At 42.8% G+C, this 17,393-nt stretch carries 19 protein-coding genes; 16 read left to right on the top strand and 3 right to left on the bottom strand.

The genetic code is table 11. The annotated features are described in order from the left end of the window. The first annotated feature begins 28 nt into the window (after window positions 1-28). The gene (locus ACQCT5_RS06200) at window positions 29-991 is read left to right on the top strand and encodes an LCP family protein (protein WP_499640073.1); all 963 of its coding nucleotides are present in this window, start codon (window positions 29-31) and stop codon (window positions 989-991) included. A gap of 50 nt (window positions 992-1,041) precedes the next feature. Here ACQCT5_RS06200 and ACQCT5_RS06195 read toward each other — a convergent pair whose 3' ends face one another. The 3 genes from ACQCT5_RS06195 to ACQCT5_RS06185 form a co-directional block, all read right to left on the bottom strand. Further along, complete coding sequence (locus tag ACQCT5_RS06195; RefSeq protein WP_499640071.1) at window positions 1,042-2,637, bottom strand: SpoIID/LytB domain-containing protein; 1,596 nt, start codon at window positions 2,635-2,637, stop codon at window positions 1,042-1,044. A 1-nt stretch (window position 2,638) separates the two neighbouring features. Continuing rightward, entirely contained in the window at window positions 2,639-3,292 is a 654-nt protein-coding gene (locus ACQCT5_RS06190; protein WP_499640069.1) for an SH3 domain-containing protein, read from the bottom strand. A gap of 88 nt (window positions 3,293-3,380) precedes the next feature. Further along, on the bottom strand, window positions 3,381-4,022 hold the full coding sequence (locus tag ACQCT5_RS06185; RefSeq protein ID WP_499640557.1) for a YigZ family protein: 642 nt from the start codon (window positions 4,020-4,022) through the stop codon (window positions 3,381-3,383). Window positions 4,023-4,351: 329 nt separating this feature from the next. On the opposite strand from ACQCT5_RS06185, the gene ACQCT5_RS06180 reads away from it, so the two are divergent. The 15 genes from ACQCT5_RS06180 (at window position 4,352) to hag (ending at window position 17,210) form a co-directional block, all read left to right on the top strand. Then, window positions 4,352-5,494, top strand: a complete 1,143-nt coding sequence (locus tag ACQCT5_RS06180; protein ID WP_499640067.1) for a sensor histidine kinase — start codon at window positions 4,352-4,354, stop codon at window positions 5,492-5,494. A gap of 27 nt (window positions 5,495-5,521) precedes the next feature. Next, on the top strand, window positions 5,522-6,223 hold the full coding sequence (locus ACQCT5_RS06175; protein WP_417898889.1) for a response regulator: 702 nt from the start codon (window positions 5,522-5,524) through the stop codon (window positions 6,221-6,223). A 320-nt stretch (window positions 6,224-6,543) separates the two neighbouring features. Beyond that, entirely contained in the window at window positions 6,544-7,386 is an 843-nt protein-coding gene (locus ACQCT5_RS06170) for a DegV family protein (RefSeq protein ID WP_499640066.1), read from the top strand. Window positions 7,387-7,808: 422 nt separating this feature from the next. Further along, entirely contained in the window at window positions 7,809-8,780 is a 972-nt protein-coding gene (locus tag ACQCT5_RS06165; RefSeq protein WP_499640064.1) for a nuclease-related domain-containing protein, read from the top strand. Further along, complete coding sequence (locus ACQCT5_RS06160) at window positions 8,777-10,150, top strand: ATP-dependent helicase ComFA (RefSeq protein ID WP_499640062.1); 1,374 nt, start codon at window positions 8,777-8,779, stop codon at window positions 10,148-10,150. The genes ACQCT5_RS06165 and ACQCT5_RS06160 overlap by 4 nt, the downstream gene beginning before the upstream one ends. Next, entirely contained in the window at window positions 10,143-10,823 is a 681-nt protein-coding gene (locus ACQCT5_RS06155) for a ComF family protein (protein WP_499640060.1), read from the top strand. The genes ACQCT5_RS06160 and ACQCT5_RS06155 overlap by 8 nt, the downstream gene beginning before the upstream one ends. Before the next feature lie 60 nt (window positions 10,824-10,883). Further along, window positions 10,884-11,300 (top strand): TIGR03826 family flagellar region protein, encoded by a 417-nt coding sequence (locus ACQCT5_RS06150; RefSeq protein ID WP_499640058.1) that lies wholly within the window; start codon window positions 10,884-10,886, stop codon window positions 11,298-11,300. A 63-nt stretch (window positions 11,301-11,363) separates the two neighbouring features. Next, on the top strand, window positions 11,364-11,621 hold the full coding sequence (gene flgM / locus ACQCT5_RS06145; RefSeq protein WP_499640056.1) for a flagellar biosynthesis anti-sigma factor FlgM: 258 nt from the start codon (window positions 11,364-11,366) through the stop codon (window positions 11,619-11,621). A gap of 9 nt (window positions 11,622-11,630) precedes the next feature. Next, entirely contained in the window at window positions 11,631-12,095 is a 465-nt protein-coding gene (flgN, locus tag ACQCT5_RS06140) for a flagellar export chaperone FlgN (protein ID WP_499640054.1), read from the top strand. A gap of 12 nt (window positions 12,096-12,107) precedes the next feature. Further along, a complete protein-coding gene (gene flgK, locus ACQCT5_RS06135; RefSeq protein WP_499640052.1) occupies window positions 12,108-13,970 on the top strand; it encodes a flagellar hook-associated protein FlgK in 1,863 nt (620 codons plus the stop codon). Between the two features lie 9 nt (window positions 13,971-13,979). After that, the gene (flgL, locus tag ACQCT5_RS06130; RefSeq protein ID WP_499640050.1) at window positions 13,980-14,858 is read left to right on the top strand and encodes a flagellar hook-associated protein FlgL; all 879 of its coding nucleotides are present in this window, start codon (window positions 13,980-13,982) and stop codon (window positions 14,856-14,858) included. Between the two features lie 71 nt (window positions 14,859-14,929). Then, a complete protein-coding gene (locus ACQCT5_RS06125) occupies window positions 14,930-15,523 on the top strand; it encodes a DUF6470 family protein (RefSeq protein WP_499640048.1) in 594 nt (197 codons plus the stop codon). A 12-nt stretch (window positions 15,524-15,535) separates the two neighbouring features. Further along, entirely contained in the window at window positions 15,536-15,973 is a 438-nt protein-coding gene (fliW, locus tag ACQCT5_RS06120; protein WP_499640046.1) for a flagellar assembly protein FliW, read from the top strand. A gap of 15 nt (window positions 15,974-15,988) precedes the next feature. Continuing rightward, entirely contained in the window at window positions 15,989-16,216 is a 228-nt protein-coding gene (gene csrA, locus ACQCT5_RS06115) for a carbon storage regulator CsrA (RefSeq protein WP_499640044.1), read from the top strand. A gap of 163 nt (window positions 16,217-16,379) precedes the next feature. Next, entirely contained in the window at window positions 16,380-17,210 is an 831-nt protein-coding gene (hag, locus tag ACQCT5_RS06110) for a flagellin Hag (RefSeq protein WP_499640042.1), read from the top strand. Window positions 17,211-17,393: the final 183 nt, after the last annotated feature.

Genomic DNA, 17,393 nt, shown 5'->3' with positions numbered 1-17,393 from the left:
CTTAATCCTATTTAAGGCAGATGAATCAATGAATAAAAATAGTAGAAGTGTTAGAAGGAAAAAGCTGAATAAAAGAAGAATTGCCAAACTAATCCTATTTAGCTTGTTTATATTATTGTTAATAGGAAGTTTTTATGTATACCGTTTTTTTGCTACCATGCAGGATACCCACTCGGAATTGGAAAGAGGGGAGTACTCCAAACTGAGGGAAGAAAATGTGTCTTTAATGAAGGAACCCATTTCCATAGCACTCTTCGGTATTGAGGACTATTCAAGTGGTGGAGCCAATGGAAGAACTGATACCATTATTGTTTTAACATTAAACCCTGACGATAAAACCATTAAAATGCTAAGTATCCCTCGGGACTCAAGAGTAGAAATTGTAGGCCGGGGAGAGTATGATAAAATAAATCATGCATTCGCTTTCGGTGGCCCAGATATGGCGATTGATACTTTAGAAAATCTTTTGGATATACCTATCGACTACTATGCGACAATTAATTTTGAAGCCTTTGTAGAGATAGTGAACGAGTTGGGTGGAGTTACAGTCGATGTTCCGTTTAATTTCTCTGAGGTGATTGCTGGGACAGGTGAACGCGTTTATTTTGCAGAAGGTAAGGACACGTTGACTGGTGAAGAAGCCCTCGCCTATGTGAGAATGAGGAAGTATGATCCTCGTGGTGACTTGGGTCGAATCGATCGTCAAAAACAAGTTATTTCTGCTGCAATTGATTCTGCATCTCCACAAAAAATATTGCTGGAACTTGATGATATATTAAATCATATTGGTGAAAACGTTACGACAAGTTTAAAGACCAAGGACATGATAAGTTTACTGCGAACGTATTCCGATGTAGGTAGCTCTAAGATTGAAAGTGTAAACCTTAATGGAGCGGACAGCAACATTGAAGGTATATACTATTATGAAATTGACCAGGAGTCACTGGATGAAGTAATTGTAGAGCTTAAAGAACACTTGGATATAAATTGATAAGCACAAAGAAACCCCCAAAAAAGTCAAAATGACTCTTGGGGGTTTTCTTAATATTGAGAGGATACTTCTGTTCCCGGATAATAATGAACAAGTATTTCTTTATAGTTCTTGTTTCCAAATTTAGCGAATCCTTGTGCTCCCCATTGGCTCATCCCGATTCGATGTCCCCATCCGCCACCGGATACTGTAATGGTTTTTGGTGCACTCGGGTGCGAGACAGTTCCAGAAGAAGAAAGAATATTAACATCTGTTCCTGTAATAGACTGAGTACCATTAGGTAGTTGGATTTTTTGGTTATAGACGCTGAATGCATCTACATCCTGATCAGCTAGTTTTACTGTATAATCTTTGGTATAAGATACATTAAACATACTAGAAGGAAGCATGTTATAGAAAGCAGGTTCAGAAGGGAAAATGGCTCTGATCTGGCCTTCGTTTCCTGTTCTGGTGAAAGTTCCATCGGTAGTTTTGTACGTAACACTACTAACTTCCCCGTTTGCACCAGTTTTCGTAATTTCCATATCAAGCAAAGATACTGTAGGAGAAAAAGGTTGCTTAGTTACAAGCGTGTATTCGGAAAGCAATTCATTGGCACTATAATTAAAGGTCCACTTGTGCGCCCGTTGCACCATGGCCCCGGCTTCTGCAATAGCTTGTGCTTCATATGGATCCGGAACAGAGGCATAGTAAGGTTTATGTCCGCCGCTTGACCATACATCTCCATAATTGGCTGTCACACCGCCACTAGCCGCTCCGAAAAAGGTCATGATTGGTTTCCCTTGATACTTTACCACTTCACCTTTTGTAGCTTCTACAGCTTCATTTGTTCTTGAATGCTCTGAACTAAATCCATTATATACTTGACTGCTGGTTGTGTTAGAGAGAATTCCAGAAGCATATGCATAGCTTCTGGCAGTCACTGATTGTGCTTTTAATGCTTCCATGTGCCAAGAAGGGTATGATTCATTTGGGACTACACCCTTGATATAATCTTCAATCCCTAATACATTGACGATTTCGATTCCATTACTTCCATACTTTTTAATGATAAAAGAACCTCTATATTCCTTCCCGTCTACTTGGAAGGTGGAAAAATTTCTTCCCAAGGACTGTGGGTAAGTGGTTGGGCCGTTCGATACGCTGGATGCAATCCATCCGGTAATGCCCTTTACATTTACTTTATACCATGGAGAATGCACATCATTTGTGTTCTTACTTTCTCCTAAATATTCTGCAGCCTCTCTATTATCCATTGTAGTAATGACTTTGCTTTCTTCAGTTGTAGTTGGAATATCACGGATATTTACCATACCTGAAGCAGCAGTGATAAGAGAACCTTGATATTCGTTAACAGGGATATCATAGCCTGAAGTGGCAGATTCTCTTCCGAACCCAACTGATAAGTTACTGCCATTCCTAGTGATAGAAAGCGTAGTATTATGTTCAATGAATCTTTTCGAAAGGTAGGATGAATCTACTGCATACATTCCTTTTAGTGTAATGGAAACATTGGGTGAAGTAGATCGATAAACTGATACTTTTACTTCTTCTGTATATGTTGTTTTCGTTGCTGCATCTGCGTTAATCGGTTGAAAAACTAATGCTAGGGCAAGAAGAGGAATTAAAAGCAGTTTTTTCATCATCTTACCTTACCACCTCGGCAGCGTGTGCGATGACCCATGCTGTTTTGCCGTCAGATAGTCTGATTTGATACCACGTTTCCCCGATATTATTTGTTTGGGTTTGAAGATAAGTTGCTTTTGAACTTTTAGTTAACATCGTGACTACACTACCTTTAAAGCTTTTATCACTTCTGATGTTTGCATCCTTAGTGAAGACGATTTGTGAATAATTAGAAGCTGCAGGTACATCCACTTTGGAGTGGGTAGCTACGATATAAGCAGTAGTCCCATCTACGAATTTACCTTCGTACCACCTATTTCCATTTTGATCATAATGTGTTTGTAGATAATTGAACTCAGTTCCGGCTGGAGAGTTACTAATCAGGGCAGGAGTTGCTGTGGAAAGTCCACTTCTGATATTAGCAGTATTTGTAACTACTATTTTTAATCCTGTAAATCCACTTGAAGTCCCAGGTTGTGGAGTGCTTGGACCGCCTTCTCCTACCTTGCTTTCGAGTTCAGTGATTTTTGATTTAATAGGATTTAATTGTGCATTTACCCATTCAACACTAGCAATAACAAAATTTGAAGATGCACTAGATGTTGATGTAAAAATAGATCCTACCAAAGTTCCGATAAGCAGAGCTGACACAGTAATAAAAATAGTTTTTTTCAATTTTATCCTCCTAAATATTCTATCTATTAATCTTTTAAACTATATTATACATTTTTACATAAAAAAAGAGATTAAAGTACCTTTTTCGTCAAAAATTTACATTACTTTCAAAATATATAACTTCTCCCAGGCTAATGACTAATTTTCCATTTAATAAGTCTGTTATATAAACCACAAATTTCTCTTCGTCTTTAGTATCAATAGAAACTTTCACTTCTACATTTTCATTGTAAATAATATCGAGTAGATCGTAATCATTGTTTAATCGTAGCTCATTTTCTATTTTTCCTAAGTTGGAATAATCCAACGTGATTTTTACTAATCGCTTCAATTTTCTCTCTACAATACCCGTTTTTGTTAAACCCTCTGAAACTGCTTTCCCGTAAGCGCGAATTAAACCACCTGCTCCAAGTTTAATGCCCCCGTAATAACGGGTAACTACTACAACAGTATCCTTTAGTTTTTTTTTCTTCAATACTTCTAACATGGGAACTCCGGCAGTGCCAGTGGGTTCACCATCATCATTTGCTTTCTGAATCTGATCATGCTCACCGATTGTATACGCTGAACAGTTGTGTGTAGCGTCTTTATATTTCTTTTTGATTTGTTGAATAAACTGCTGAGCATCATGCTCGTTAGTTACTCTACTAATGGAAGCGATAAACCTTGACTTCTGTATAGTTATCTCATTATCGCCGAATTCTTTTACAGTAAGGTAATTATGTAACAGTTGAGAGACGCCCCTTTCCTTTTACATGAAGCTGTGTAAGTACAGTCAATTAAAATAACACCTAAATATTTTAGTCTTTTTGACCTTAAACTTCAAATGTAATTTAATCCATGCTTAATAGGATTGTAATAATAATGTTATACAAGTAAAGCTTTTGTCCGATATAATTAGTAATGGACAATTTTCGACATTACCCCCACAAAATGCAAAAATATTAAGAATAGTATACCGTGTAGTGTCTTTTGGTCTATTGGGTATAATGTACTATATAGAATAAGAAGGATTGCTGATATTCTTTTAAGAATACAGGGTCTTTTGGAGGATGTCCTATGTCTCGGAAAGTTATAAACTCTAAACAATTAGACATGATAATTGAACAAATGGTAAAAACGGTTGAAGTGAGCAAAGATGAAATTTTCGAAATTGGGGAAAACTCTAGAAAAGAATTCGAGACACTGGCCAAAGAGTTAAACTCGGTAAAGCTTGAAGTTGCACAGTTGATCCATAAGCAGGATAAACTGGAAATGCAGGTTCGAATGGCGAGAAACCGACTATCAGAAGTGAGCAGGCAATTTAAAAAATTTACTGAAGAGCAAATCAGGCATGCCTATGATCATGCGCATGAGTTACAGTTAGAGCTTCATACTACTTCGCAATTGGAAGTGCAGCTTCGTAATCGCCGCAATGAGATTGAACGCAGGCTGGTCAACCTCGAAGAGACGATTACAAAAGCGGATCGCCTTGTTAGTCAGGTGTCCGTTGTGCTGAATTATGTAACAAGTGATCTGCAGCAGGTAGGACAGATGATAGCAGATGCATCTGAAAAGCGTGAATTCGGTTTTAAAATTATGGAAGCGCAAGAGGAAGAACGCAGAAGGTTGTCGCGGGAAATCCATGATGGACCTGCGCAGATGCTTGCAAATGTCATGATGCGTTCGGATCTGATTGACCGGACCTTCCGTGAACGGGGAGCATCGGAAGCGCTGAGTGAGATCCGCTCCTTGAAGGTGATGGTCCGTTCCGCCCTTTATGAGGTGAGGCGAATCATCTACGATCTACGCCCGATGGCGCTGGATGATCTTGGGTTGATACCGACTTTAAAGAAATACATTTCAACAACAGAAGAATATCATAATGGACAGCCAAGAGTGGAATTCGTACACATGGGTTCCGAATCAAGATTATCAGCAAATCTAGAGGTGGCAGTATTCCGTTTAATCCAGGAATCGCTGCAAAATGCAATCAAGCATGCACAAGCAAATCATATCCATGTAAAACTCGAATTAAAACCCACTCTTATAACAGTTATCGTCAAGGATGACGGAGTAGGGTTCGACACGACAGAAAAAAAAGAAAAGTCGTTTGGCTTACTCGGAATGAGGGAACGGGTAGAACTGATCAGTGGCGAGCTAAAGATACAATCCAAGCCAGGATCGGGAACCACGGTATTTATCCAGATTCCATTAAGCTAATGAAAGATTTGGGAGGATGAGAGAAAAATGGATACAACAAAAATCGTAATTATTGATGATCATCAGCTTTTCCGTGAAGGTGTAAAACGCATTCTGGATTTTGAAGCCAATTTTCATGTAGTGGCAGAAGGCGACGATGGAATTGAAGCGTTGGATCTGATGGAAAAGCATAATCCGGATGTCATCATCATGGATATCAACATGCCGAAGATGAACGGAGTCGACGCGACCAAGCAACTCGTGGAGGCAAACCCGGAAGCAAAGGTAATCGTCCTTTCCATCCATGATGATGAAAACTATGTCACCCATGCCCTGCAAACAGGAGCACGCGGCTATCTGTTGAAGGAAATGGATGCAGATGCATTGGTAGACGCTGTGAAGGTGGTCGCTGATGGCGGGTCATACCTGCATCCGAAGGTGACGCATAATCTGGTAAGGGAATATCGACGCCTTTCCGAGAACGGCGCATCAAACGGCGGCGGTGCTGCGACGCTAGCGTATAAGCAAGTCGAAATTCGCCGTCCATTGCATCTGTTGACTCGCCGCGAATGCGAAGTCCTTCAGCTATTGGCAGACGGAAAAAGCAACAAAGCAATCGGGGAAGCATTGTTCATCAGTGAAAAAACAGTGAAAAACCATGTAAGTAACATCCTTCAAAAAATGAATGTAAATGACCGCACGCAAGCCGTAGTAGTAGCAATCAAAAACGGCTGGGTAGAGGTTCGTTAGTCTTGGAGAGAAAGAAGCTCCAGGGCTTTTCTTTTTTAATGGTAATAAAAAGCAAAGAGATGGTGAAACTTATGGGGGTTTCATGTACAATCTATATATAAGAAGGCTCTTTTCGTAAAGTATGTTGCTTATGGCCGTAAAAAATCGGGGTTTGGATTTTTTACAGCATTTATCCCCGTATTATTCAAAAGAAAAAATCTATTACACGGAAAAAGAGCACGAATGCAAATAATATTACGTATCTCCGTTGAATACGTCAAAAGCAACAATGTATGCGAAAACATCCTATAAGAAATATGGATTAAGGAAGGTTACTTATTATGAAAACGGCTATAGTTACAGATAGTACAGCCTACATCCCAGCAGAAATACGCGCAAAGCATCATATACATATGATCCCTCTTAATGTGATATTCGGCAACGAATCTTACCAGGAGGAGGTCGAAATCAAGGCCGACCAGTTTTATGAGGAAGTAAAGAACAAGAAGGAGCTTCCTTCCACCTCCCAGCCGGCGATCGGGGAATTTGTGAAGCTTTATGAGAAGCTCTCGGCTGAGTATGACGCGGTGGTGAGCATCCATTTATCGAGCGGCATCAGCGGGACGTTCCAGGGAGCGGTTGCTGCAGGGGACATGGTGGACGATATTGAAGTTCACGCATTCGACTCGGAAATCAGCTGCATGATTCAAGGGTTCTATGTTTTAGAAGCGGCAGAAATGGCGGCTGAGGGCAAGGGGCCGGAAGAGATTATTTCTCGGTTGAATGTGATGAAGGAGTCGGATCGCGCCTATTTTATGGTGGATGATCTTTCCCATCTGCAGCGCGGAGGCCGTTTGAGCAGTGCACAGGCACTAGTGGGAAGTTTATTGCAGGTGAAGCCTTTGTTGCATTTTGTGGATACGAAAATTGTTCCTTTTGAGAAGATTCGTACGAGGAAGAAAGCTTTGAAACGCATATATGATTTGTTAGATGAAGATGCTTCTTTGGGAGTTCCGATGCGGGCGGTTGTGATTCATGCGAATCGGGACGCGGAAGCGGAAGAAATGAAGAGGGAGCTTGAGGAGAAGTACCCGCATGTGGAGTTTTTCTTGAGTTATTTTGGCCCGGTCATTGGTACTCATTTGGGTGAAGGTGCGATGGGGCTTGGGTGGTATAAGCGGTAGATGGTTGTTGAGGTTGAGTAGGGCGGAATGGGGACACCACACTTGGAGTGTGGTGTTTTTTTGTTTTTGGGTTGGGCACGGAGGCGGAGTCTATTCGTTGGGGTCCGGTCGGGCTGGTCGGGTTGTTCGGAGGGGGCTGGTGATGGAGTGTGTGCGTCCGTCCGGAGGGGGCTGGAGAGAGTTGTCGTATCTGTTCAAATTTGCGTTCGGGCGAAAAATTAATTTTGCGGGCGAAAGCTGCTTGTTACCGGGCGGTAAATATTCATTTTCGGGCGCAAACGCATGAGAATCGGGCGTATTTTCGAATTTTCGGGCGAAAACCGTTTTTTCGTAACAAACCCAAATTTCCATTTTAAAAGTAAAGCAGGATTTAACAGTTTCTCTGAAGAAAGTGTGCCCTATAACCATTAAGGAGTGATGAAATGATCAAAAAAACAAGAGAAAAGTCTGTTAGATTGTTGACGGTAGAGGCCGGGAGTAGGAGAGTGCGGTCCGATCACCCGAAATATCCACTCATTGAAGCAGAATTAGGAAGACTTCAGGCAGGTTACCGGGGAGAGCAGGCAATGGACTACTACTTAACCTTTCTTCCGGATGAAAATTATCAAATCCTTCATGGGCTCCGGCTTGAAGACCATAAGAGCAGGTGTTTCCAGATGGATACCGTGTTGCTGAGTCCTTCTCACTGCTTATTGCTTGATTCAAAGAATGTAACCGGAGAACTGGAATTTGATGAAAAGTGCCATCAGTTAAAGAGAAAAACCTTGGATGGCTACGAAGCATTAGGCGATCCGATATCGCAGGTGGAACGGCAAAAACATCAGCTTGAAAAGTGGATGGAAAACCACATTGGTAAAAGCATCCCCATAATTGCGCAAGTAGTATTAACAAATAAGAATGCTACTTTGTTGGGTAGCACAACATCCCTAATGAAGAAAGTCACCTTCCTTACCAATCTTCCAAACAGAATGACCACCATTCATGGGAATTTTCCAAACTCTATATTAGATGGGAAAGAACTTCGTAAATTAGTCCGCACTTTAATTAAAAAGCATATACCAGACAACTTCGCATTATTTGACTACTACAATATCCCCGTAAGTGAATTCAAAAACGGGGTAATATGCCCTGATTGCATGCACTTCCCTATGAAAAGAAAAAAGGGACATTGGCTCTGTATTGATTGCGGATGCAAATCCAGAACAGCGCATGTGGAGACATTGAAGGATTATTTGCTATTAATCGGAAACACGATTACTAACAAAAAGGCTAGAAATCTTCTGCTGATACCTAGCAAATCATCAACACTTAGAATTTTGCAAGCCTTGGATCTTCCTTGCAAAGGACAAGGAAAGAACAGCGTATATTTTCTCGATGGGATAATGAAATTATGAAGAATTCCTATTCACAAGACCTCCACCAATTCCTCTCCGGCAAACGCCTCCTCCCGGACGAACTTCCCTTTACAAGCGACCTGATCCAACATCACCATCAAAACGGCTATCTGCACTTTCACCACGGTGTTAAAGACTTCATCTGCAATCGCTGCGGCAACAAGGATCGGGAGCTGTTCGCAAGCTTTCATTGTGCCCGTTGCCAAAAAGAGTGCGCATATTGCAGGAAGTGCATTCAGATGGGGCGTGTGAATGAGTGTACGCCTTTAATCAGTTGGAATGGACCTAAATTAGAAAGTCATCTAAATCATCGTTTGAACTGGAATGGCACCCTATCAAAAGGACAACAGCTTGCCTCCGACCAGGTAGTGCAAGCCGTGCAAAACAGGACTTCTCTTCTTGTGTGGGCAGTTTGCGGAGCCGGAAAAACTGAGGTCCTTTTCAAAGGAATCGAAGCTACACTACTAAAAGGTGACAGAGTTTGCATTGCCACGCCAAGAACCGACGTAGTGCTTGAACTCGCCCCTCGCCTTCAGCAGGTATTCCCAGAAACGGAAATCGCTGTGCTTTACGGTGGAAGTGAAGACCGCACGAAAAATGCCCCGCTTACGATTTCAACCACTCATCAGTTGCTCCGTTATTACCGGGCTTTCAACACCATCATCATTGATGAGGTGGACGCCTTTCCTTACTCGATGGAACCGATGCTGCAGTATGCTGCGAATGAAGCAAGGAAGGAGGATGGGGCAGTGGTTTACCTTTCTGCCACTCCATCAAAAGAGATGCAGCGTGAGGTTAGGCTGAAAAAGCTGGATAGTGTGGTCATCCCGGCAAGATATCATGGCAAGCCTCTTCCGGTGCCTCAATTTGAGTGGTGCGGGAAATGGCGTGCAAAGCTGGGAAAAGGTCGGGTGCCAACCAATGTAAAGCTATGGATAAAACAATTTTTTAATGAAGGAAAACCCATTTTTCTTTTTGTACCGGATATCGAACTCTTGGAAAAGGTTGTGGCAATTTTGCAAGTAAGCTATGGAGATGAGGTTGCAGGTGTGCATTCCAAGGACAAAGAACGAAAAGAGAAAGTGGCTCGTTTTCGGGAAGGCACAGTCAAAATCCTGGTGACGACGACCATCCTTGAGCGCGGGGTGACCGTGCCGAATGTGCAGGTTGGGGTGCTTGGAGCGGAGGATGACATTTTTACCGAAAGTGCTTTGGTGCAGATAGCGGGAAGGGCCGGACGGAATGCCAAGTTCTCATCAGGCGATGTACGCTTTTTCCACTATGGGAAAACAGGGGAAATGAATAGGGCAAGAGACCATATCAGAAGGATGAATTACCGGGCAAAGCAGGGAGGGTTCTTGCATGAGTAAATGCCTGTTGTGTCAGGAGTCAATTGCTGAGCATTTTGGATGGACCGAATTTCTAGGGTTGGGAAAGGAAAAGCTGGTTTGTGGAGAGTGTGAAGCAAAGTTCGAAAAGATCGGGGGAGCGCTGTGCAATGGCTGTGGTCGGGAATGGCCGGACAGTGTGTGTTCAGACTGTAAGAGATGGGAGAACTCGGAGTATAAAGGGGTATTGAAGTATAACAGATCTGCTTATCACTATAATTCTTTTATGAAGGAAGTGCTGGCGCTTTACAAGTTTCGAGGGGATGCTGTGCTTGCGAAACTTTTTAAGGAGGAGTTGAAAAAAATCTACAAGACACATTTTCAGGATCTGCTTGTTGTACCTATCCCTTTGAGTGAAGAACGGTTATATGACCGTGGCTTCAATCAATCCTTATTTTGGGCTCAGCAGCTGGAAGTTGAAATTGTGGAGGCTTTGGCCAAGCGTGAAACTGAAAAGCAGTCCAAGAAGGGACGCTCAGATCGGGTGTCAGGAGAGAATCAATTTTACGTTGCGCTACCAGAGGCCATTCGTAATAGAAATATTGTACTCCTCGACGATATCTACACCACAGGAACAACCATCCGGATGGCGGCAAAGCGTCTGAAGGATGCAGGCGCGAAAGAAATCTCCTCCATCACGCTTATTCGAAGTTAACTTTTTCGGAATCCATACGATATAAAGGATAGAAGAATTCGGATAAAGGGGAGTTTCGCGATGTCTCAACTTGATAATTGTCCAAATTGCGGGCAGGTTTACATAAAGAATGCTTTTCGCGAAGTGTGTATGGATTGCTATAAGCAGGAGGAAGAAGATTACCAGAAGGTTTATAAATTTATCCGCCAGCGTCAAAATAGGACGGCAACGATGGAGCAGGTTGTGAGTGGAACGGGCGTATCAGAAGCGCTGATTATTAAATTCATCCGCAAAGGAAGAATTCAGCTTGCCCAGTTCCCGCAATTGGGTTATCCGTGCGACCGATGTGGTACATTAATAAGGGAAGAAAAGCTTTGTGTAACTTGTAAAAAGGATATCCAGACGCAGCTTACTCAAGTGGTTAGGGAAGAAGAACGTCAGCTGGAGCTGAAAAACTTAGGTAAAACCTACCATGCTGTAAATAAAAATAAGAGATAAACTTTTAGATGATGTTGCCGATATAATAAGTAGAAAATTGAACGAGAAAGAAGGGATATGCTTATGAAAATAAATAATATTGGTCCTTCTGGAATCAATCCATATAAAAATCAGGCGAAGCAGACGATGAAAGCTTCGAGTCATGCAAAAGCGGATCAGATAGAAATTTCAAATAAAGCGCTGGAGCTGCAGGAGCGTTCCAAGTTTGCTGAAGCCAGACAAGAGAAGGTGGCATCTCTAAAGATAGCCGTCGAGAACGGAACCTACCAGGTAGACTCTAAAACTGTAGCGAAAAATATGATTGATTTCTATAAGAAATAAGGAGCGCTTATGTCCATTTCAACCATTATCACGACCCTAGAAAAGCTGGCCACGCTCCATGACTATCTGTATGAATTGACGGTACGGAAAGCAGAGGTTGTGAAGAGTAATAGCCTGGAAGACCTGCAGGAGCTCACCCAAGAGGAAAAGAAATTCACTAAAGCGATCTATCAGCTTGAGCAGCAAAGAGCGGCGCTTTCAGATGGAAAAACAGTTTCGGAGCTTGCAGAAGAAGCGAATGCAGCCGAGCGGGAATCCTTGCTTCAGCTAAAAGACCGCCTGACGGGCACGATCCAAAGCATCCAGCAGCAGAACGAGCTGAATCAGCAACTGTTGAACCAATCCTTGCAATTCATCACGGTAACATTGAATACCCTGACACAGGAGCCGAGTGCGGTTACCTATGAAAAAGGTGCGAACATAAAGAAGAACACCACTACCCCGACACGCTCCATGTTCGATTCAAAAGCTTAGGAGGAAGACCCCATGCGATCAACATTTCATAGTCTCGAGGTTGCGAGACGTGGTTTAGTCACTCAGCAAACGGCCCTGCAGACAGTCGGGCACAATATCGCCAATGCGAATACAACCGGTTACACAAGGCAACGCGTCAATTTTAACCAAACGGAGCCTTATCCTCCTGCATCGATGAACCGCCCGCAAATACCAGGACAGATGGGAACCGGGGTGGAAGCGGGAAGCATCCAGCGTGTACGGGAAAGCTTTCTTGATATTCAATATCGCGGAGAAAGTAACAAACTTGGATATTGGGATTCTCGAGCCGATGCACTGCAAAAGATGGAAGAAATCATGAATGAGCCATCCGAAACGGGATTATCCACGACGCTCGATCGTTTCTGGCAGGCATTCCAGGACCTGGCGGTAAATCCGACCAATGCTGGGGCACGTTCGGTAGTTAGGCAGCGGGGCTTGGCGGTTGCTGAGACGTTTAGTTATCTATCGAATTCATTGACTTCAGTTCAGCAGGACATCAAAAACGAGATGAATGTGACCGTAAAACAGGTCAATTCACTTTCACAGCAAATCAACAACCTGAACAAGCAGATCGGGGAAATCGAGCCGCATGGCTATCTGCCTAATGACCTGTATGATGAGCGCGATAGACTGATAGATGAATTGTCCCAGATCGTCAATATCAAAACGACACCTGTCGGAAGCGGCGGGAATGCGTTAGCGATCGCGGATGGAAAAGTAAATATTGATCTAGTGGACCATACTGGAAGAAAGCTAGGTTCACTGGTGGATGCAACCAGATTAAGGTCCAATGATATGGCCTTGGAGTTACACCAAACTTCAGGTCTAGTGGACGGATTTAAGATAGGGGATTTCAGTTTTGGAGTAGACTCCATGCAGGCATCCGGTAAATTAAGAGGACTGATCGATTCCTTCGGCTTTATGGACGGACAGAAGGAGATGGGACTCTATCCAGATATGCTCAACCACTTGGACACGATCGCTTTTGATTTTGCCCAGGAGATTAATAGAGTGCATGAATCAGGCTGGAGCATCAGCTCTATGAATGAAGGAAAGCATACCGCCTTTGAATTCTTTTCATTCAAGAACACGGACATCAATTTCGATAACAAAAAAGATGCGGCGAAGCTGTTTACCGTTTCGCAGGATATCATGCGTTCCCTTGATAATATCGCAGCATCCGGTTATAACCAGGGTGTCATTCCTACGGGAAGCTTTCATGGGTATAACGGGAAGGACGCCGTATCCATCACGCTTCAGTCGACGGTGGATGCAGCGGGTGCTCAACAGTTTACTTATACGGTCTATGATATGACACAATCTCCAAAACAGGAGATGAAGACGTCAGGAAGCTTTGCAAGTCTTTCAGAGCTTGCGACAAGCTTGTCAGAGGAGTTTGTGGATGAAAACGGCGACCCATCCGTGGCATTCGATATGGACCTTGTTCGGTTAGATGATGTTTCTAACGGGAACTTCATCACGATCAATATTCCTCAAAAAGGTGAAGTAGCAGGGCGGATCGGGGACGGAAGCAATGCGATAGCACTTGCCGAAGTGAAATCCCGTCCATTGAAGCTAAACGGAGTATCCACCACTTTTCAGGACTACTATGAAAGTGTCATCGGCGGATTGGCAGTAGATGCCCAGGAAGCGAATCGCCTTTCTTATAATAGTGAAACATTAAAATTATCCGTGGATCAGCGCCGCCAATCGGTAAGCGGTGTATCCCTGGACGAAGAAATGTCAAGTATGATCCAATTCCAGCATGCTTATAATGCCTCAGCCCGCATGATCACCCTGACAGACGAACTGTTGGACAAAATCATCAACGGCATGGGCATCGGCGGAAGGTAGGAGAGTTAAATGCGAGTAACACAAAGCATGTTAAGTCAAAACTCATTGCGACAATTGAGTACGAGCTACGGCAAACTGGGTAAGCTTCAGGAGCAATTGGCAACCGGCAAAAAGATTTCCAGGCCATCTGACGACCCGGTTGTAGCGATGAAAGGGATGTACTACCGTACAAACCTGACAGAGCTTGAGCAGTATAAGCGCAACCTTAGTGAATCCTATGCGTGGATGGAGAACTCTGAAGCGGCACTGGATCATGTGCAGAGTGTGATGCATCGTGCGCGCGAATTGATGGTACAGGGTGGTACGGATACGCTCTCTCCTGAAGATCGTAAAGCGATTGCTGTGGAGATTGAACAATTGAAAGAGGATTTTGTCCAGGTTTCGAATACGCAAGTCGCAGGAAGATACATCTTTAATGGGACGGCAATTGATAAACCAAGAATTACAGATGCGAATGATCCTTCCTCTGTTAGTACAGAAAATTCACCTTTCACGATTGAAGTTTCCAGAGGGATCAAGCTTCAGGCCAACATCAATGTGGATAATGTATTCAATAAAGAGATGATGGAAGTTTGGAACGGAATTCAAACAGCTCTTGAAACAAGTGATATGGATAGCCTAAAGGAATTGATGGGCCGTTTTGATCAGCAGACCGATCTGATTTCAGCGGAACGTTCTGAACTTGGAGCACGCTATAACCGACTGGAAATGGTCGACAATCGTATCGGATACCAAGAGGTTGTCGCAACACGTATCCTTTCTGATAATGAGGATGCGGATATTGAACGCGTCATCATGGATTTGACGAGTCAGGAAAGTGTCCATCGAGCTTCTCTTGGAGTGGGTGCGCGAATTCTTCAGCCATCATTAATGGACTTTTTACGCTAAAAAGAACTGTCTTAGGGCTGTCTGCATGACAGAGCTTTAAGGCAGTTTTTTACGAATAGGAGGGGTTTACCATGCTTTTTCCTCAAATAAGATTGGAGTCAACATTTGCCCAGCCCGAATTGGCTATAAGAAAGCCGGTTCAGGAAATCCAGCAGCCCAAGGCCGAAATGACAATCGAACAGCCGAAAGCGGAATTGACGATTGAACGAATCCCTTCCCGCTTAAGCATCGACCAGACCAAGGCCCGGGAAGATATGGACTTGAAAAGTGTGGGAAGGCGGATTGAAGAAGCGGCCCAGCAAGGCTATCAGGATTGGCTGGAGGGGTTGGCGCGTGTTGCTCAGGACGGAAATGAAATGATGCGGATCGAGCATAGTGGCGGTGCAATTGCACGGCAGGCGAAAAGAAACAGTGAAGGTCCCCAAGATCAGTTCAATATCGGTTGGATTCCTTCCCACTTTAGTGTGAAAATAGACTATGATCCAGGAAAAGTGGAAATCCGCTTCAAGGAAAACAGGCCAAATATCCAAGTTCAGACCAATAAACCGATTCATGACTACACTCCTGGTTCAACAGAAGTGAATCTTGCAAAATACCAGTCGTTAAAGATAGATTTTGATAACCTGCGCCATGTCGGTACAGGTGGCTACGAACAAACTATATAAGGTTGTGAGAAGATGAAAATCGAGACGAAATATCATGGAGTTTTAGAAGTATCGGAGCAGGATGTTGTGACTTTTCCTAATGGGATACCTGGATTCAATGAAGAAAAACAGTTCACGGTAATTCCATTTTCTGAGGATGGGGTGTTTCAGATTTTGCAGAGTGTAAGTACTCCAGAGTTAGGCTTTGTGGTTACAAATCCATTTGCTTTATTCAAGGACTATGATTTTAAGCTGGAGGAACAAACTGTCGAGGCGCTCGAACTTAATGCCCCGGAAGATGTGGAAGTGTTTACAGTGCTAACTGTCCAGGAACCATTTACAAGAACAACGGCAAACCTGCAGGCGCCAGTTGTCATTAATAAAAAGAATAATCTTGGCAAGCAAGTCATTCTAACATGTTCATCCTATTTAACAAAACACAAACTATTTCAAAAAGCTGAAGCGAAATAGAAAGGAGGAGACGACATGTTAGTACTAACGCGTAAAAAAGATGAAGCAATCAAAATTGGCGATGACATCGAAATTAAAGTGATCGGCATAAACGGCGATCAAGTGAAGATTGGAATTGAAGCGCCAAAGCATGTGGAGATACACCGTAAAGAAATCTATCTATCCATCCAGGAAGAAAACAACGCAGCGTCTCACTCCTCACTAGACCTGCTTCAGGCCCTATCGAAACAAATAAAAAAATAATGTAAATTTTTCTCCAAACCCTATTAAACGTTGTCGAGACAGGTCGATATAAAACATGTAAGCAAATAGAATCAAAAGGCGGCCGACTTTTGATCTATCTGCAAATATAGTACCGATTACACAAGGACGTGAAATCGGCGACAACTCAAGGAGGAAAATAATAATGAGAATTAATCACAATATCGCTGCGTTGAATACGCACCGTCAATTGAATGCTGCTTCCGCAGGACAAATGAAGTCTATGGAGAAATTGTCTTCTGGGTTACGGATTAACCGTGCTGGGGACGATGCTGCCGGTCTAGCGATTTCTGAGAAAATGCGTGGTCAGATTCGTGGTTTGGATCAAGCTTCTCGTAATGCTCAAGATGGAATATCGATGATCCAAACAGGTGAAGGTGCTTTAAATGAAACACATTCTATTCTGCAACGTATGCGTGAATTAGCAGTTCAATCATCCAATGATACGAACACTGCTGATGACAGAGCAGAAATACAGTTAGAAGTAGATGATTTGATTGACGAAATTGATAGAATTGCAACACAAACTGAGTTTAATGGTGAAAAATTGTTAAATGTATCTGGAGGTACTGCTAGTGACGGAGCATTCACTTTCCAAATTGGTGCTAACGACACACAGACACTAACAGTAAACTTTGCTGATATGCAGTCTGCAGCTCTGGGAGTAGATGGAATTGATTTAAGCACAGATTCAGCGACTTCTACAGCCGCAATTGCAACTATCGATTCAGCTATTAAACTAGTTTCTGATGAGCGTTCACAATTAGGTGCTAAACAAAATAGATTAGAGCATACAATAAATAATTTAGGAACTGCTTCTGAAAACCTAACTGCTGCGGAATCTCGAATTCGTGACGTAGATATGGCGAAAGAAATGATGAGTCAAACCAAGAACTCAATTCTTTCTCAAGCTGCTCAAGCAATGTTAGCTCAAGCTAACCAACAACCACAAGGTGTATTACAACTTCTTCGTTAATTTTAGATGAATTGAAAGGGACTCTAGTTTTCTAGGGTCTCTTTTTTTGCTTTACTACAAGAATACTAAAGCAATTTAGAGTTCTTTTCCAAAAAAACATGAAATCTACTTCTAGTCTGCTCAAGAAACAAGGTACGTGAAAGTTTGCGTCACAATGACACCGCGAAGATTCTTGTTTCACAA

This window comes from Sutcliffiella halmapala, from assembly GCF_050107295.1.
Lineage (GTDB): Bacteria > Bacillota > Bacilli > Bacillales > Bacillaceae_I > Sutcliffiella_A > Sutcliffiella_A halmapala_A.
Note: the sequence above shows the minus strand (reverse complement) of the source record. Positions and strands in the feature narration are given on the sequence as shown.

Bases quoted from the DNA above. Each gene is read 5' to 3' on its own strand.
- ACQCT5_RS06200 (WP_499640073.1), top strand. From the start codon at position 29: ATGAATAAAAATAGTAGAAGTGTTAGAAGGAAAAAGCTGAATAAAAGA.
- ACQCT5_RS06195 (WP_499640071.1), bottom strand. From the start codon at position 2,637: ATGATGAAAAAACTGCTTTTAATTCCTCTTCTTGCCCTAGCATTAGTT.
- ACQCT5_RS06180 (WP_499640067.1), top strand. From the start codon at position 4,352: ATGTCTCGGAAAGTTATAAACTCTAAACAATTAGACATGATAATTGAA.
- ACQCT5_RS06175 (WP_417898889.1), top strand. From the start codon at position 5,522: ATGGATACAACAAAAATCGTAATTATTGATGATCATCAGCTTTTCCGT.
- ACQCT5_RS06170 (WP_499640066.1), top strand. From the start codon at position 6,544: ATGAAAACGGCTATAGTTACAGATAGTACAGCCTACATCCCAGCAGAA.
- ACQCT5_RS06165 (WP_499640064.1), top strand. From the start codon at position 7,809: ATGATCAAAAAAACAAGAGAAAAGTCTGTTAGATTGTTGACGGTAGAG.
- ACQCT5_RS06160 (WP_499640062.1), top strand. From the start codon at position 8,777: ATGAAGAATTCCTATTCACAAGACCTCCACCAATTCCTCTCCGGCAAA.
- ACQCT5_RS06155 (WP_499640060.1), top strand. From the start codon at position 10,143: ATGAGTAAATGCCTGTTGTGTCAGGAGTCAATTGCTGAGCATTTTGGA.
- ACQCT5_RS06150 (WP_499640058.1), top strand. From the start codon at position 10,884: ATGTCTCAACTTGATAATTGTCCAAATTGCGGGCAGGTTTACATAAAG.
- flgM (WP_499640056.1), top strand. From the start codon at position 11,364: ATGAAAATAAATAATATTGGTCCTTCTGGAATCAATCCATATAAAAAT.
- flgN (WP_499640054.1), top strand. From the start codon at position 11,631: ATGTCCATTTCAACCATTATCACGACCCTAGAAAAGCTGGCCACGCTC.
- flgK (WP_499640052.1), top strand. From the start codon at position 12,108: ATGCGATCAACATTTCATAGTCTCGAGGTTGCGAGACGTGGTTTAGTC.
- flgL (WP_499640050.1), top strand. From the start codon at position 13,980: ATGCGAGTAACACAAAGCATGTTAAGTCAAAACTCATTGCGACAATTG.
- ACQCT5_RS06125 (WP_499640048.1), top strand. From the start codon at position 14,930: ATGCTTTTTCCTCAAATAAGATTGGAGTCAACATTTGCCCAGCCCGAA.
- fliW (WP_499640046.1), top strand. From the start codon at position 15,536: ATGAAAATCGAGACGAAATATCATGGAGTTTTAGAAGTATCGGAGCAG.
- csrA (WP_499640044.1), top strand. From the start codon at position 15,989: ATGTTAGTACTAACGCGTAAAAAAGATGAAGCAATCAAAATTGGCGAT.
- hag (WP_499640042.1), top strand. From the start codon at position 16,380: ATGAGAATTAATCACAATATCGCTGCGTTGAATACGCACCGTCAATTG.